Origin of the sequence: Pantoea sp. S61, assembly GCF_016625145.1 — a bacterium.
In the GTDB taxonomy this organism is placed as follows: domain Bacteria; phylum Pseudomonadota; class Gammaproteobacteria; order Enterobacterales; family Enterobacteriaceae; genus Pantoea; species Pantoea rwandensis_B.
Genome location: NZ_JACVUO010000019.1, coordinates 43,800 through 60,918 on the forward strand (window position 1 = coordinate 43,800; position 17,119 = coordinate 60,918).

Annotated in this window: 13 protein-coding genes; 5 read left to right on the plus strand and 8 right to left on the minus strand. The window is 53.2% G+C overall.

Annotation, left to right across the window (positions count from 1 at the left end; genetic code table 11):
- Positions 1–33 precede the first annotated feature (33 nt).
- The 3 genes from IAE30_RS24900 to apbE all read right to left on the minus strand — a co-directional run bounded on the left by IAE30_RS24900 (position 34) and on the right by apbE (position 3,466).
- Complete coding sequence (locus IAE30_RS24900; RefSeq protein WP_038645798.1) at positions 34–1,686, minus strand: multidrug ABC transporter permease/ATP-binding protein; 1,653 nt, start codon at positions 1,684–1,686, stop codon at positions 34–36.
- A gap of 85 nt (positions 1,687–1,771) precedes the next feature.
- Positions 1,772–2,413 carry a DNA oxidative demethylase AlkB gene (alkB, locus tag IAE30_RS24905; RefSeq protein ID WP_200681168.1) on the minus strand — a complete coding sequence of 214 codons (642 nt, stop codon included), beginning with the start codon at positions 2,411–2,413 and terminating at the stop codon, positions 1,772–1,774.
- A 15-nt stretch (positions 2,414–2,428) separates the two neighbouring features.
- Complete coding sequence (gene apbE / locus IAE30_RS24910) at positions 2,429–3,466, minus strand: FAD:protein FMN transferase ApbE (protein ID WP_200681169.1); 1,038 nt, start codon at positions 3,464–3,466, stop codon at positions 2,429–2,431.
- 399 nt (positions 3,467–3,865) lie between these two features.
- On the opposite strand from apbE, the gene IAE30_RS24920 reads away from it, so the two are divergent.
- Positions 3,866–4,018: a hypothetical protein gene (locus tag IAE30_RS24920; protein ID WP_200539281.1), complete on the plus strand. Its 153-nt coding sequence runs from the start codon at positions 3,866–3,868 to the stop codon at positions 4,016–4,018.
- A gap of 2 nt (positions 4,019–4,020) precedes the next feature.
- On the opposite strand, the gene IAE30_RS24925 is transcribed toward IAE30_RS24920, so the two are convergent.
- Positions 4,021–4,476 (minus strand): nuclear transport factor 2 family protein, encoded by a 456-nt coding sequence (locus IAE30_RS24925; RefSeq protein ID WP_200681170.1) that lies wholly within the window; start codon positions 4,474–4,476, stop codon positions 4,021–4,023.
- A 95-nt stretch (positions 4,477–4,571) separates the two neighbouring features.
- Between IAE30_RS24925 and IAE30_RS24930 the strand changes: the two genes are divergently transcribed.
- Positions 4,572–5,126 carry a TetR/AcrR family transcriptional regulator gene (locus IAE30_RS24930; RefSeq protein ID WP_200681171.1) on the plus strand — a complete coding sequence of 185 codons (555 nt, stop codon included), beginning with the start codon at positions 4,572–4,574 and terminating at the stop codon, positions 5,124–5,126.
- Between the two features lie 56 nt (positions 5,127–5,182).
- Here the strand turns inward: IAE30_RS24930 and ompC are convergent, their stop codons facing one another.
- The 4 genes from ompC to IAE30_RS24950 all read right to left on the minus strand — a co-directional run bounded on the left by ompC (position 5,183) and on the right by IAE30_RS24950 (position 12,048).
- A complete protein-coding gene (gene ompC / locus IAE30_RS24935; RefSeq protein WP_200681172.1) occupies positions 5,183–6,283 on the minus strand; it encodes a porin OmpC in 1,101 nt (366 codons plus the stop codon).
- A gap of 598 nt (positions 6,284–6,881) precedes the next feature.
- Entirely contained in the window at positions 6,882–8,051 is a 1,170-nt protein-coding gene (locus IAE30_RS24940; protein WP_200681173.1) for an HlyD family efflux transporter periplasmic adaptor subunit, read from the minus strand.
- Complete coding sequence (locus IAE30_RS24945; protein WP_200681174.1) at positions 8,048–10,180, minus strand: type I secretion system permease/ATPase; 2,133 nt, start codon at positions 10,178–10,180, stop codon at positions 8,048–8,050. Before IAE30_RS24945 ends, IAE30_RS24940 begins: the two co-directional genes overlap by 4 nt.
- A gap of 62 nt (positions 10,181–10,242) precedes the next feature.
- Positions 10,243–12,048: an Ig-like domain-containing protein gene (locus IAE30_RS24950; protein ID WP_200681175.1), complete on the minus strand. Its 1,806-nt coding sequence runs from the start codon at positions 12,046–12,048 to the stop codon at positions 10,243–10,245.
- A 563-nt stretch (positions 12,049–12,611) separates the two neighbouring features.
- Between IAE30_RS24950 and IAE30_RS24955 the strand changes: the two genes are divergently transcribed.
- Genes IAE30_RS24955 through rcsB form a run of 3 tightly spaced genes read left to right on the plus strand, consistent with a single transcriptional unit; the run spans position 12,612 to position 17,099 of the window.
- Complete coding sequence (locus IAE30_RS24955; RefSeq protein ID WP_200681176.1) at positions 12,612–13,766, plus strand: MFS transporter; 1,155 nt, start codon at positions 12,612–12,614, stop codon at positions 13,764–13,766.
- Between the two features lie 23 nt (positions 13,767–13,789).
- Positions 13,790–16,447, plus strand: a complete 2,658-nt coding sequence (gene rcsD / locus IAE30_RS24960) for a phosphotransferase RcsD (RefSeq protein WP_038649987.1) — start codon at positions 13,790–13,792, stop codon at positions 16,445–16,447.
- A 1-nt stretch (position 16,448) separates the two neighbouring features.
- Positions 16,449–17,099 (plus strand): response regulator transcription factor RcsB, encoded by a 651-nt coding sequence (gene rcsB / locus IAE30_RS24965; RefSeq protein ID WP_034825012.1) that lies wholly within the window; start codon positions 16,449–16,451, stop codon positions 17,097–17,099.
- The last annotated feature ends 20 nt before the right edge of the window (positions 17,100–17,119 follow it).

Sequence of the window (17,119 nt, forward strand, 5' to 3'; positions counted from 1 at the left end):
ATAAGGGTTTTTGCTAAGCTATCCCAGTTGACGTTAATGACCCGTTTCAGTGCGCTTTACCGCATCCAGCGTGGCCATGTCACGTTCATTGCCCGTCAGTTCACTCAACTGGCCTTCGCGCATCTCCAGCAAGCGGTCAGCATGGATGAAGTAGTGATCATCATGGCTGATGGCGAATATTGTTTTGCCCGATGCCTGTAGCCAGGGCAGCAATTCACGGTAAAAGATACGACGGAAATGCGGGTCCTGATCGGCAGCCCACTCGTCCAGCAGCAGGATGTCACGTTCCTCTACCGCCGCCAGAAGCAGTGCCAGTCGCTTGCTTTGCCCTTTAGAGAGTTGCAGATTCAGCACCTTATTGCCTTGCAGCTTCAGTTTGTCCTGCATCTTCAGGCGTTCCAGCCACTGCTGCACCAGTCCAGGATTCGCTGGCTGACCGCCGTGACTGATCAGGCGATCAAACAAATGCACATCGGTAAACACCGCTGAGAAGTGTTTGCGGTAAGCATCGAGGTTATGCCAGTCAACCACTTTGCCGTCCAACAGCAAACTGCCTGATTGTGGCTGGTACAGGCCCGTGAGCAGCATCGCCAACGTGGATTTACCGCTGCCGTTGCCACCAATCAGGAACACTAACTCACCACGATGCAGCGTCAGATTAATCGGGCCAACCTGGAAACCGTGATCGCCATAATGGAAGCAGACATCGCGCAGTTCCAGTGTTTGCCAGTCACTCACCTGTGGCAGCGCTTTGAACTGTGCATCGTAAGGCGCGAGATCGAAGGTGTTGATTTTACGGAAGGCGACCTGAGCGCTCAGTAAGGTCGGCAAGGCACCCACCGCAGCCAGCAACGGCGTACGCAGGAACAACAGCGTCAGTGAGTAAGTCGCGGCCACCGCCGTGTTCGCCCAACCCAGCCCATTGGCCATAAAGAACACAATGCCAATTGCACCCAGCATCATGATATTTGACCAGTTAACCGCGCTGAGGTGGAAGGTGTCGGCACGAACGATATGATGACGATAGCTTTTGGCGTTTTCCTGATACACGGTGTCGTAAATCAGTTGAGCACGCTCGCGGTTAAGCTGTAGCTCTTTACGCCCTTCAATGATGGTCTGGAAATCACGGTAAAGGTCGTCTTCGATTTCACGCAGTTTCGCCATGTGTTGATACACACGTGATACCAGCAACCAGCCGCCCACCAGAGTGATGACTAACCACAGCGAGGTCAGCAGCAACATTTTAGGTGACAGCCACGCCAGATAGAGCGCGGAACCCAGGGTAATAATGATGCCCTGAATCAGTTCCGGCAGGCGGACAAAGGCGATGGTGATCGCACGCACATCACTGGTGAGTCCCGCCAGCAGTTGCGCGTTACCTATCTGCTCAATGCGCTCGACGCGCGTATCCAGAATACGCTTGATGAACTCGCCGCGCAGGCGCCAGACAAAGTGATGGCCAAGCTGAGTTAACGCCAGTTGCGAACCTAGCGTCACGGCCATCAGCAGAAACAGCTGCCCCAGAAAACTCGGCAGCACAGAAATCGAGGTATTCACCGCGACGATCAGCTCGTTATTGATATAGGCGATTAAGCCGATGCCGAGCGCGGCGCTTAACAACGTCAGCAGAATGACGCCAATAAAAGGCCAGCGATACTGGCGATAAACCACATGCAGCAATGCCATTAACAGATTCCGGAGGTCGTCCAAGCAGCCTGCAGTTTAATGGTGCTCCGGATGATAGCAAGATTAATTCTCATTCACTACGCCGTTAATGGGCGCGGCGGAAAGTGAGGTTAAAGCGAAAGGCGCCCGCTGCCGGGTGAATACCGGGTTTGAGCGGCAGAATGCCGTGATAACGCAGGCGTGAGGGGCCGCCCCACACCACGATATCACCGTGCTCCAGCAGCACCCGTTGCGTGGCATCACTGCGCTCAAAACCACCAAACTGGAACACCGCGGGCAGGCCTAATGACACTGAAACAATCGGCTGACGCAAATCCTTCTCGTCCTTATCCTGATGCAAGGTGAGTTTGGCTCCGGGTTCATAGCGGTTGATTAAGCAGGCATCCGGGTTAAAGCCGGAAAAACCCGCTTCCTGTGCGGTTTGTTGCGCCAGCGTGCGGAACAGCGCAGGCATCGGCGGCCATTTGTGCCCACTGGCGTTATCCTGCTCCGTGTATTGGTAGCCGCGCGAATCCGTTGACCAGCCTAAATCGCCACAGTTGGTCATCGCCACCGACATGCGATGTCCACCTGGTGTAATGCGGTGAGCAAATGGATTCTGCCCGGCAATCTCCTGTATCGCCGCCAGCAATGCATCCGCATCATCGCGTGCACGGCGCCGTAAAATAACCGCGCCTTCCGCTAACGGTTCCTGCCATGGTGCTTCGTCACTAAACAGATCCAGCATCTGCGCCTCCTGCCGTTATTTGCTTTCCTGATCGATCAGGAAGGATTTGAACTGGGGCGACATCCAGTGCGTAAAGCCGTCCCCCTGCTTGCTGATCAGATAAACCGCCAAATGCTCCTTGAGTGCCAACGCTTGTGCCCGCTCGCTGCCCAGCACCATCAGCCCGGTGTCCCAGCCATCGGCTTCCAGCGCCGTGGTGGCGATCACGGTGGCCGACACCAGCTTATGTTCGATGGGGCGTCCGGTCACGGGGTCGATCACATGTGAAATGCGTTTACCATCCAGTTCATAATAGTTGCGATAGCTGCCTGAGGTGCTGATACCGTGACCTTGCAGATCAACGCGCGCCTCGACGGCGTTTTCACGATCGGTGGGTTTCTGGATCGCCACACGCCAGGGTTGATTGTTGGCATTCTGCCCACGGGTTAGCACTGCGCCCCCCACCGACACCAGATAGTCGGTAATACCCTGCTGCTCCATCAGTCGTGCCAGATGATCGGTGGCGTATCCCTCCCCCATAGTCGAAAGATCGACATCCAGCGCGGGCAGATCTTTCTGCAACCACTGTCCATCCACACTCTGGATCACATGCAAATGTTGTAAGCCAGTTTGCGCTTTCGCTGCATCAATTTGCGCCTGGCTCGGGGTGTGCACAGGCTGTTTCGTGGGTCCGAACCCCCACAAATTGACCAGCGGGCCGACGGTGATATCCATCGCGCCACCGGTTTTATTGCCGATGCGCAAGGCTTCAACCACGATATCGGCCATATCCGCGCTCACCGGCTGTGGCTGATTACCTTGATATTGATTGAAGCGCGACAGCACCGAATCCTTTTTCCAGGTAGAGAGTTCATGATCATCGCGATCAAGCTGCTGCTGAATAGCCTGCTGCAAAGCGGCCTGGCGCTGAGGATCTACGCCCGCCAGACTGACGCGCCACTGGGTGCCCATGGTTTTCCCCTCTAACACCAGTGCGCTGCGGGATGCTTGCTGATCGCAACCGGTTAACGCACCGGCCAGCGCACCAATTAGCAGAATATTCTTAATACTCATCACTTCCTCATCTGTAACCCATTAATTCATCCTGTTTCAAAGCATAAATCGCTTGTAAAACAGGCTAAAGCTGCTTGATGTCCATACCAGAGTGGCAGAGGATTAAGCCTTCAAGCCCCTAACCGCACAGGAGCGACTGATGATTTTTATGATTCTCGCTGTATCCGCCGTTCTGTTCATCTTCGGGACTTTCCGCTGCTGGCAGCACTATCGCCATCGACTGATTCAGCATTACCCCTCGCGCAAACGTTAAATTTTTGCACCATGGAATCATGATATGCACCGCTTCAGCGCTGCCGGAGTGTAGCAAATTAGATTGAGGCCGCGTGGCGCTGAGAGCGGTGACCTGGCATGAATTCTGCACCGTTGAGACTGAGTTGAATATCAGCGAGGTGCAAAATGGACAAGACAAAAACACAACAAACCTGGCAACACTGGCTGCGCTTCTCAGCGTTTACGCTGGCAGGCGTCGCGATGGAAGGCGGCGTACCGACGCAGAATACGTCGGCGCCACCTACGCCAAAAGCCAAAAAATGGCGCACAATTTCGTAACGTTACAAACCCAGCTCGCTCAGGCCCGGATGGTCATCCGGGCGTCTTCCTGCCGGCCAGTGAAACAGTCGCTGCTGCGCCGTTATCGGTAAATCGTTGATACAGGCAAAGCGTTGAATCATCAACCCATCTGCCCCAAAGTGCCAGTTTTCGTTGCCATAGCTGCGAAACCAGTTGCCGCTATCATCCTGCCATTCATAAGCAAATCGAACAGCGAGCTTATCTTCGTGCCACGCCCAAAGTTCTTTGATCAGACGATAGCTCAACTCTTTTGCCCACTTGCGCTGTAAAAATGCCACGACGTCAGCGCGCCCATTGACGAATTCACTCCGATTACGCCAGCGCGTATCTTCACTGTAAACCTGAGATACCCGCTGTGGATCGCAGCTGTTCCAGGCATCTTCCGCCATGCGCACTTTCTCTAAAGCCGTCTGGTAATTAAACGGGGGAACCAGCATAATTTCTCTCCTGAGCATGTAGACAAATCTGTCTACTTGATTCATCCTGCCGTATGTAGACAATTCTGTCTACCCCAAATTTCAGGAATGTATTGATGCTGGAACCTCTGGTTTTTGACGCAAGTGCCGCCGCGCGCGATCGCATCCTGCTCAGCGCACAGCAACTGTTTTACCAACAAGGCATTCGTGCCACAGGCATAGACAAGATCATCGCTGCGGCTGGCGTCACGAAAGTGACCTTCTATCGCCACTTTCCGGCGAAAAACGCGCTCATTCTGGCTTTTTTGCAAACGCGTCATCAGCGCTGGATGACCGCCTTTCGCAGCGCGTTGGCGCAGCACGAGGATCTGGTCGATGCCCTGCCCGCCGCGCTGCTGAGCTGGTTTAACAATGACGACTATCGCGGCTGTGCGTTTATTAATACGGCAGCAGAATTGGGCAATACCTTGCCGGAAGCCAGCCTGCTGATTAGCCAGCATAAACAGGACATGGCCCAGGCCATCGCTGATAAATTGCCAACCGAAATCCAGGACAAAACCGCACCGATTGTGCTGTTGGTCGATGGGGCTATTGTGCAGGTACAGATTGGGGAAGAGGCAGAGGAGATCGTGCAGGTATTACGAAGTGCGCTAACGTCATTGCTGCAGTAGCGGCGGCCCGAAGGCCGCCGAAGGGCGAACAGTGGTACGCCCTACCAGGCTGCAACTTAGAACTGGTAAACCAGACCCAGTGCCACAATGTCGTCGGTGTTGATGCCGGCTGCATCGGTGAAGTTGTTGTCGTCCAGCAGGTTGATCTGGTAATCAACATAGGTCGACATGTTTTTGTTGAAGTAGTAAGTCGCACCCACATCAACATATTTTTTCAGGTTCTGATCGCCGTAGTTCTGCACGTTGCCACGAGAAGAGACGAACGCCAGGGAAGGACGCAGACCGAAGTCGAACTGGTACTGTGCCACCAATTCCCAGTTATCCGCTGTATCTGCGTAACCATAAGAGGTCGCATCGCTTGAACCAAAGCGCGTCGCGTTGTACGAACGGGTGTACATCGCGGCCAGATACACGTTGTTGGCGTCATATTTCAGGCCGCCAGTGTAAGCAGAAGCTTTGTCACCACGACCAAGGATAGCGCCGGTGTTCTGATTATTAGTACGGTCAGACTGGAACATCGCTGCACCAATGCCGAAACCGGAACCGATGTCATAAGTGGTGCTCAGGCCGTAACCATCACCGTTCTCACCCAGCACATCACGGCCGCTAGAGGATTCAGTTGGGTTATCGTTTTTGCCCTGATACTGGACCGCAAAGTCCCAGCCATCCACCAGGCCAAAGAAATTGGTGTTGCGGTAGGTCGCCATGCCGTTACCGCGCTGGAACAGGTAGTTGTCCGCGCCGTAGGTATCGCCACCGAACTCTGGCAATACGTCAGTCCAGCCAGAAACATCATAGATCACGCCATAGTTACGACCGTAATCGAATGAACCGGCATCACCGAATTTCACACCGGCAAAACCGACACGCGTAAAGCTGTTGGCGGTGCCTTCGTTTTCAGAGGTGTTCAGTGCAGCCTGGTATTCCCACTGGCCATAACCGGTCAGTTGGTCTGTGACCTGAGTTTCACCTTTGAAGCCGAAACGCAGGTAAGACTGATCACCGTCAGAACCTGAGTTGTCGGAGAAATAGTGCAGACCATCGACTTTACCGTAGAGGTCTAATTTGTTGCCATCTTTGTTGTAAATTTCAGCTGCGCTTGCTGAACCTGCAACCAGCAATGCAGGGATCATCAGGGAGAGAACGCGACGTTTCATTTTATTACCCTCTTTAATGTGCCTTTATTTATGCCACTGCAAACTGAACGATTAAAAATTCAGCCGGCAAGCCATTGTTATTTTATACGGGGCAATAATCTATCACGAAAATGATACTAAATTTCCAAAAGTGTTTCATAGTATTTAATAGTTATTTCTAAATGTAAATATCGTGGAACTTATAACCAGCACAGATCAACAAAAAATATAGCACACATTGATAAACCATTTTTTTAATGTTTAATTTCAATTATTTAAATACAATGCAATGCCGCACTGAATGACAAAACTTAAATCCACTCAGCGCATACAATTACTCCCGCTATCATCATTTATTTCATTATTACCTTCATTCACCCCGAATGAGTTGTTTTACCCTAATTCCCGCCGGACATGTTTGTCCGGCATTTTTTTGCCTGCGATTCGCACCTTCCCTTCTTATACCAAGTAAAGTTAGTTTTACGGGTTAAATTAACACCACCTTATTTTCACATTATTTGTTTATTTTCGCACTTTTTGTTCATTGCTTAGCCATAAAAGGGCAATGTTAATTTCCGCCAGTAACAAAGATCGCTGAAATATTATCCGGCCCGTATATTTAACGCTCTCTGAGAGATTCTCTAGCTTTATTCAGCGGCTTAAGAAGATAATCCATCACGGTTTTCTGACCGGTTTTTATCTCAACATCAGCCACCATACCGGGCATGATGGCAAATTTCTGACCTTGAGGGCTGAAGAGTTCAGCTTTTTGCGTTCTGACATACACCCGGTAATAGTATTGCTCGTGTTTAACCTCGTCCTGTAAGGTATCCGGTGACACGTTTTCCACTTCGCCTTTCAAAACCCCATAGATAGCCGCATCATAAGCCGTCACCTTGACCACTGCCGGCAAACCAGGCCGAATGTAGCCGATATCACGTGGACTAATGCGGGTTTCGATCAGCAACTGATCCTCCAGCGGGACGATTTCCATCAACTTGCTACCTGGCTCCAACACACCACCGACGGTCGTCACGCGAATGTCTTTTACAATGCCATACACCGGTGAAAGCAACGCGGTGCGCGCTAACTGATCCTGTTTACCCGCTGCGACCTGTTGCTGGGCATCCAGTTCACCGTCATTCTTGACCTGTTCCTCGTGGGCCCGGACATAATAGTCATTACGCACTTCATCAATTTTGCCCTGCAAATCACTGACCTGACGGCGTAAACGAATAAGGTCCACTTTGCCCGCCGCCCCGCGCAACACCAGCGGTTGCGTGATATTGAGCTCATCCTGCACCAGCTTTAATGACTGCTGCAGATTGCGAAGACTTTCGGTGAGATTCTGCCGTCGTGACTGGTAAAGCTGAGTTTCACGCGCCACTAGCTGAGGATGTTGTAGGATATCCGCACTAAAAGTCAGCGGCTTATCGTTCAGTTCGGCTTGCAGCCGCTGCGCGGAGGCGCGCAACATGCGCACACGAGCAATGGCTTCGCCGAAGCTGGAAGCAAAGCGAGTTGCGTCTAATGTCGCCAGCACCTGCCCACGCTCAACAATACTGCCTTCATGCACATTGAGCTGTTTGATAATGCCCCCGTCGAGGCTGTCGATCACTTGGGCTCGGCTTGAAGGGATCACTTTGCCAGAGCCCACAGTGACCTCATCAAGCACGGCGAAGTGGGCCCACACCAGAAACAACAGCAGCGTGAGTGTACACACCCAGATAATCGCGGAGGTTTTACGCTCACGCTGAGCCAGGGTTTGATTCACCATCGCCCGATTCATGCCGCACCGCCTTTCATGCTCACAGCATGGCGCAATATCTCCTCACGAGCACCATCGGCCACAATACGCCCGTTATCCATCACCACAATCCGCTCCACCATCCGCAGCAGCGCTGGGCGATGGGTGACCAACACCAGCGTGCGGTCCGTCATCCACTGAGACAACTGACGAATCACCTGCGCTTCCAGCGCCTCATCCATCGCCGCGGTGGGTTCGTCCAGCAGCACCACCTGAGGCTGTCGCAAGATTAATCGACTGAGCAGTATCATTTGCCGTTGCCCACCCGATAAGCCGCGCCCACCTTCCTGAATCACCCGATCAAGACTCGCGGCATCTTGTTGCACCATCGCCAGCGCCCCGCTGATGCGCAACGCTTGCAGCATCTCCTGTTCACTCGCATGGGGATTACCGAGTAGCAAATTCTGACGTAGCGTCCCAAAAAACAAACGCGCATCCTGGGACAACCAACCCAGTTGGCGGCGCAGATCGATGGGATCAATCCCCGCCATATCCACACCATCTACCCAGACCCTACCCTGCGTCGCTCGCGCCTGACCGGCCAACATTTTCAGCAGCGTCGATTTTCCCGCCCCCACTTTGCCGAGAATCGCCACCCGCTCACCGGGATGAATCTCCAACTGCGCAATATTCAGGACGCTCTGGTGACTTTCTTCTTCATAGCGATAGCGCACATCTTGCAACTGGAAGTGGCCTCTCAATAAGGGGCAGTGCGCAAGGCTTGGGTGCTCCGGGCGGTCGAGTGGTTTTTGCAGCAGTGCATCGAGCCCTTTCATGGCTGATTTAGCATGCTGCCAGCGGGAAAACACCATGGTGAGTTGCATGAGTGGAGCGAGAGTGCGTGAAGAGAGCAAACTACTGGCCACCAGCGTACCCGTTGTAATCTGGTTGTTTAAAATCAGGTAGACACCGAAGACCAGCATGCTGGCATAGGTAAGTTGTTGCACGCTGGCCGCCCACCCGGTTAAGCGCGCACCCCAGAGCCGTTGCTGATTGCTCACGGCGGCACTGACTTCGTGCGTTTGCTCCCACTGGCGCTGAAAATAGGGTTCCGCTTGCAGCGCTTTAATATCTTCTACACCTTCCAACGTTTCCACCAATACCGCCTGACGCAACGCCCCCTCACGGAGACCTTGCTGTGCCAGGCGTGCCATCGGAATTTGTATCAGTAAACCGGGGATCACAATCAGCGGGATAGCCAGCAGTGGAATGATCACCAGCCAACTCCCGATTGACGCCATGATGAATAAAAACAGCAGCACAAAAGGAAGATCGGCGGCCGCCCCCACGGTGGTAGAGGTCAGCAGTTCTCGAACCTGATCGATTTCACGCAGTTGCGCAATAAATGCGCCAGTGGATCGGGGGCGCGCCTCATTACGGATGTTCATGGCGCGCGCGAACAGCATCGAAGAAAGCTTTAAGTCGATACGCTTCCCCATGAGATCCGCTACCTGAGTTCGCATTAAGCGAATCAGATACTCGATGCCTACCGCCAGCAGCACCCCCGAGAAGAGCACCCACAAAGTGGATTGCGATTGCGCCGGGATAACCCGGTCATAGACCTGCATTGAAAACAGAATCCCGGCCAGTGCCAGCACATTCCCGACCACGGAAGCCAGGCTGATTTCGACGATACGCCGCTGCATGCCTCGAAAATGTTGCCAGAACCAATGCGGCTGATAGGGCTGCATAAACTCATCGATGCGTTGGTCACGCCCGCGGGCCGCCACACCGATGACACCGACTTCCGGTAGGCTCTGCGCCAGTAACTCGCTGAGTTGACCTTCGCGTATGACATTACCGCCTTCACTTAACCAGTAACGCACCTCTCCCGCGTGATTGATCTCTTCCAGCAACGCAATCCCACCGTTATTTAGCATCAATAATATGGGCGTGACGTCGGGTCCCCAGCGCAGTTGCTGCTGTGTCGCAGAGGTACAGTGCAGGCCAAGCAACTCGGCCATGCGCGCTAATTGTTGCAGCGGCGCCAGATGCGCAAACCAGCGCATCTGCTGCTGTAACCTAAGGTGGTCAGCGGTTTTACCCAAATGCGCGGCGGCACGCAGCATGGCAGCGATAAGATTGTCGCTGAGATTCGGTTGTGAGTTCATCCCTGGAATTTCCTTGAAAGGAATAAAGAAAGCGCCCGCTGTTGCCACGGGCGACGAATGCCTTACACCATGGTTTGTGCGGTGTGCTGCTGTTGCAGATGATCGGCGAGGGTATATCCGCTATCGCTGGCACTGTAGTGGGTGTCCAATGTCCGACTGACCGCCGCATCGCTTGGCTGGCTACTGTGGCTGGCGCCACTCTCACTAAGATTGACCAGCAAGGCATCCACCTGCTCACTGCTCAGGCTGGCGTTGCTGTCGTGGCTTTCCACCGCCACAGGCTGACTCGCACTGGCCACATTGCCGGCTTTATCCTGCGCGCTGGCTTTCATCTGATAACTGCCGTCATCCAGCGTCGCCAACTGGCCCGCCAGAACAGTGAATGACCAACTGCCATCCGCTTTCACCGTGGCGCTGTAGCTTTGGTCACCTAAGCTGACGGTCACTATACTTCCCTGATCAAGATGCGTACTGGTGCCCTGAATCAGGTGCCATGTATTCACGTCTGCGGCATCAATCACACCATCATCGAAAGGTTGATTGAGCGTCAGGGTCGGCAACTGATGGGTTGCAACAGTGAAAAGCGTGTCGATGGTTTGCGTATCATGATTGCCATACTGATCGGCTTGCGCGGCAATAGCAGAGACGGCCCCGTCTGGCAGCGCCTGCAAATCGGCTGCGCTGAGCGTCACCATGCCATCGACAGGCGTGTAGGTTTTGCCGTTAATGGTGAGTTGATTAATATTTTCGGTATAGAAACTCAGATCGTGCTGCGCTTCGGCAAAATTCAGTGTGGTATCGCCACCGATGTCGATCTCGTAATAGATATCGGGCAACTGGGTGACCACATGGAGTTCCAGCAGGGCATCGGTACTGTTATTCGCGGCATCGCTGGCATATACACGCACTTCACCTGGTGCGATGAAACTGGCGACCTCAGCAGCGGGGATAGTGACCTGCCAATGACCATCACTCCCTACCTGTGCCTGATAGACGGCATCGCCGCTGCATACGCTCACTTGCTGTCCCGGAGCCAGCACCGATAAGCTGCCGCTCAACGTCAGATCGCTTTGGCTTTCCTCTTTATTGATCACGTTGTCATCGGTGACGCTATCGAAGCTGATCTCCGGCAAGCTACTGGCGTGCGTGATTAAGGTGAGATCGTGCTGCGTGGAGGTGGTTTTGCCATTTGGATCGATTGCGCTGACCTTCAGTGTGTACACGCCATCCTGGAAATCGTGTAAATCATCCGCACTGATAGAGGCACGCCAGTTACCGTTCGCGCTGACATCACCAAGATACGTTTTGTCACCTAATGTCAGCGTGACATGGCTGCCAGTCGGCATATGCGTAGACGTACCGCGGATCACCAGATCGTAAACCCCTTCAGAGACACTCACCGCGTTATCTTCGCTTACTGGGTTCAGCGTCAACGTGGGTTTGATACTTTTATCGACATAAACGCCAAAACCGACCTGGGTATCGGTGCTGTTACCCGCTTTATCGGTGATGGTCAGCGTCAGGCTGTAGTTCCCGTCGGCCAGCCCACTTAATACCGATGGCGGCATGGAAGCGTTCCAGTATCCCCACTGATTCACCGTACTGGTCCAGCTCTGATCGTTGAAGGTTAAGGTGACGGTTGCGCCAGGCTCTGATTCGGCTCGACCACGCAGATGGATGTTGTTGTTCGCCTCCCAGGCCGCTATGACACCATCCTGTGCGACGGGCTCATAGGGACGCAGTGCTGCGGGTGGCGTGGTATCGACGCTGAGCGTTTGCAAAGCGACTGATTCGTCAGCGACCGGAAAAAGCGTCGCGGCTGACTGAAGAATCGCAGTCAGTGGTAAATCATTTTGAGATGAAGACATGGGTAACCTCATTGCAGGAAAACTTTCGCGCCAGTGATTAAACCCACTAATGGTTTAAGCGTACCGGCACGCCTTGTAGGCCACATTAAAGTGGCCCGTTTCGCCTGATGAAAACGGGTTACCCGCAGGTAACAAGGAGTGAATTAAGGCACAGCAAAAAGTCCCCCCTGAGGGAGAAATAAAAACGATCTCGCTTTAATCCGCTTAATTAGCCGGGATGGTGCTTAACATATCGGTTTTATCTGGTCGCTGCCTACTGGCGAAAATCTGGAAACAATAACTTTGCGGGCGCGCCAGAAAATCAGTGTGGAGGCCGCCTGCGAAGCGGCTTGTATCATCAGTATACTGCAACTATCAGAAGAGGAAATTTTAGTTAAGTCACTCCAGAAATGATTGGCCGCTGCCAGGAAAGTTCTGGAAAAGCGCAACGCCAGATAAAATATCGGTAATATGCCTGTTTCTGGCGATCATCACAGGCGAACCGATCGGTTCCCGGCAGCGGTGCGATGCCAGCTTTGATGCTAAACTTCGTCGCTTTAATAGCTAATGAAAAAATAACTTTTATGACAGCACTGGACGCCGCACAGCACAACAACTTACCTCAGCGTGTCAATATGGGGACGCGTATCGTTTTCCTGATTGCCGGACTTTGCATGTCAGCATGGGCGCCATTGGTTCCCTTTGCCAGCCAGCGTCTGGCACTGAGCGGCGCATCCTTAGGTGGGCTGCTGCTGTGTCTCGGTGTGGGGTCACTGGCGGCGATGCCGATCACCGGTGCGTTAATCGCCCGAGTGGGCGGTCGTCGTGTGATGTTATGTTCCACGTTAGTGGTGCTGGCGATCCTGCCACTGCTCACTCTGTTAAATGTGATGTGGTTGATGGCTGCGGCACTGATGATCTTCGGTGCCGGGTTAGGCATGCTGGATGTCGCCATGAATGTGCAGGCCGTTGAAGTGGAGAAAGCTGCACGCAAGCCGATGATGTCGGGTTTCCATGGCTTCTTCAGCCTTGGCGGGATTATTGGTGCCGGTAGCGTCAGTTTGTTGCTGGCCAGTGGTCTCTCTCCCCTGCATGCCGTCGCGGTGGTGATGGTGTTAATCGTGGTGCTGCTGGTGATCAGCCTGCCAACGTTAATGACTGAACGGTTGCATCAGCCGGATCAACCCTGGCTGGTGATCCCACGCGGTTGGGTCGCCTTCCTGGGGTTACTGTGCTTCATTCTGTTTTTGGCAGAAGGCGCGGTGCTCGACTGGAGCGCACTGCTGTTACTGCAAAACACAGAGATGGACGTAGCACATGCGGGATTGGGCTATGCCATCTTCTCCGTGGCGATGACAATCGGCCGTCTCACCGGTGATAAAGTGATTCAACGTTTTGGCCGTTACCCCGTGATGGTTACCGGTGCGTTAGCGGCGGCGGCGGGCATGACGCTGGCAGTGTTGCTGCCCTGGCCTCAGATTGCATTGCTGGCTTTCTTGCTGGTGGGATTCGGCTTAGCCAATACCGTGCCCATGCTGTTTAATGCGGCAGGGAATCAACACGATATGCCGTCGAATCTGGCGATTTCTGCCATGACAACATTAGGCTATGCAGGTATTCTTTCAGGTCCGGCTTTAATCGGATTTATTTCCCAGTGGCTCAGTTTGAGTGGCGCATTTTTATTGATCGCCCTACTGCTGCTGGCCGTTGCCGCCAGTGCTCGCCTGGTGGCGCGCTAATCGCAGGATCCTGAGACACTATGCTGCCTTACAAATTTCCGCTGACCTCGGGTAACGTTACCCGTTTCTTCGTGGTGTTCAACCTGGTGCTGTTTCTGGCGCTGGGTGCCATGGTGCACAATAGTGTCAACGCCTGGATCACCGAGAAGCGTTACGCGATGACCGATTTGGCGCGTGCGGTGCAAAAACGTATCGATGCCTCGCGTTTCGCGACCTGGCAGATTTATGAAAATCTCGCCACCAGTGCGGCCGGATCTGCGCCCAATGCCAATCTGCTGGAAACCCGCCTGCGCCCGGATGTTTATTATCTGGAAAAGACGCGCCGTAAAACGGAGGCGCTGATCTTTGGCTCGCACGATAGCAGCACGCTGGATATGACGATGCGCATGTCCAGTTACCTCGATACGTTGTGGGGCGCTGAGAATCCCACCTGGTCGATGTATTTCCTGAATGGTCAGGACAACAGCCTGATCATGATCTCGACGCTGCCGTTAAAAGACATGGCAACGCGTTATAAAGAGAGCGCCATCAATACACTGGTCGACAGCCGTCGCGCTGAGATGTTGCAACAGGCAAATGCGCTGGACGAACGTGAAAGCTTTTCACCGCTGCGCCATTTCGCCTGGCAGAACGATCACTACTTTACCCTGCGTACTACCTTCAACCAGCCTGGTCACCTCGCCACGGTGGTCGCTTTTGATCTGCCGATCAACGATTTGATCCCACACAGCATGCCGCTGGAAAACTTTCAGTTAATTCAGGATTCCACGCAGTCTTCCAGCACCAGTGGCGACGATTCCACCAGCGAAACCACTCATGTGTCGCTGGCGAATCCCAATCTCGAAATTGCGGCGTCACTGCCCAGCACGTCGTTACAGCTGGTCTATCGCGTGCCGCTCACCAGCCTCGCTATCGATACTCTGCACAACCTGATGTGGCCGCTGTTGATCAATCTGGTGCTGCTGTTGCTGTCCATTGCCGGTATCACCTTATTGCGCCAACAATCATTGCGCCCGAATGAGAACCAAAGCGCCGAATTAGATTCGCTGCGCATGCTGAATGAAGAGATTGTTGCGAGCCTGCCGGTGGGTTTGCTGGTGTATGACTTCGCCACCAATCGCACTCTGTTAAGCAACAAAATTGCCGAGCATCTGTTGCCCCATCTGAACCTGCAGAAAATCATCAATATGTCCGATCAGCATCAGGGCGTGCTGCAGGCCACCATCAACAACGAGGTGTATGAGATACGCCACGCCCGTAGCGTTCTGTCACCGCATACTCAACTGTTTATGATGCGCGATCAGGATCGTGAATTGCTGGTGAATAAAAAGCTGCAGAAGGCACAGCAGGTGTTGGATCGTAATCATCAGATGCGTCAGCAGTTGATGCAAAATCTCGGTCACGCCCTCAACCGTCCGCTTGAGAGCATGGTGGCGCAACTGGTGCAACTCAGCCAGCGTGATGACGATGAAAGCGTGCTGGATTTGCTGGATGAAAGCCAGGGACTGTCTCGTTTGGTCGATGACATTGTGTTGCTGAACCGCCTGGAAGCACATGACTGGTCGCCGGATGCCAGCGTGTTCAATTTGCAGGAGTTGCTGGACGACATCGCGCTGGAAAGCCTACCGCTGATGCGCCGTAAAGGGTTGGCGCTGGTGGTCAACAACCATCTGGCGAACGACGAGATGCGCTTTGGCGATCGCCGTGCACTGCGCAAAGTCCTGACCACCCTGATGCACTATGCGCTAACCACCACGCAGTGGGGCAAGATTACGCTGGAGATTAAAGCCAGCGAGAACAAACCCAACTCAGTGCTGCTGCAACTGGTGGATACCGGCTCCGGCCTGAGCGTCGATGAGCTGGCGAATGTTGATTTCCCGTATCTGGGCGAAACCACCCAGGATCGTTACGGCCAGGCCTCTGGCATGGCATTTTTCCTCTGCAAGCAGCTGTGCAAGCAGATGGGTGGCCAGCTGGAGATCATCGCCAAGCCCGATATCGGCACGCGCTATAATATTCAGCTGCCCCTCGCGCTGGAACTGCAGGGTGAGCAGGAAGAGAAACTGCTGGAAGGCGTGACCGCGCTGGTTGATATCGCCGTCGAAGATGTGCACAAAATTGTTTGCCGCCAGTTAGAAAACTGGGGAGCGAATTGCCTGACCTCTGACGAACGTTTATCCGGTCAGGATCATGATGTGCTGATCACTGACGATCCCGCCCGCCTCAATGGCTGGGCCCTGCTATTAGCCGGTGACGAAATGGGTCACCACGCATTGAACGATCAGCAATACCGGGTCAATTTCAATCTCAGCAATGCGCTGCTTGACGCGCTGCTGGCACTGATTGAAAAGCAAATGGCTCATGATTTGATGGAGGAAAGTAGTGAAGATGAGGCTGCCACGCCGTTAATGAGCGGAGGCTATTTTCAGCTGTTTACCGAGACAGTACCGCCTGATGTGAAGAGACTGTATACTGAGGCAGCGGAGAAGGATTATCCCTCGCTTGCTCAGACTGCACATCGCCTGAAAGGCGTGTTCGCCATGCTAAATCTGGTTCCAGGTAAACAGCTTTGTGAAGAGTTAGAACATCACATAAAACTATGTGAAGATTTAACCATTATAAATACCACCAGTGAAATTGACGCATACGTCAACCAACTGCTGCAGCAAGGTAACCCATAAGATGAATAACCTGAATGTAATTATTGCCGATGACCATCCGATTGTTCTGTTCGGTATCCGTAAGTCTCTGGAACAGATCGAATGGGTCAACGTTGTAGGTGAGTTTGAAGACTCAACAGCACTGATTAACAGCTTGTCCAAACTGGATGCTAACGTTCTGATTACCGATCTCTCTATGCCTGGCGAGAAATACGGTGATGGCATCACACTGATTAAGTACATCAAACGTCACTATCCGGATCTATCAATTATCGTTCTGACCATGAACAATAACCCAGCGATTCTGAGCGCCGTATTGGATCTGGATATCGAAGGGATTGTACTGAAGCAAGGTGCACCCACCGATCTGCCAAAAGCGCTGGCAGCCCTGCAGAAAGGCAAAAAATATACGCCTGAAAGCGTGGCGAAACTGCTGGAAAAAATCAGTGCTGGCGGTTACGGAGACAAACGTCTGTCGCCGAAAGAGAGTGAAGTTCTGCGCCTGTTTGCAGAAGGTTTCCTGGTAACGGAAATCGCTAAAAAACTGAACCGCAGTATCAAAACCATCAGTAGCCAGAAGAAATCGGCGATGATGAAGCTCGGGGTGGAAAATGATATCGCCCTGCTGAATTACCTCTCTTCCGTGAGCGCGACTCAGGTTGAAAGAGATTAAAAAGTCAAAAAGGCGCACTT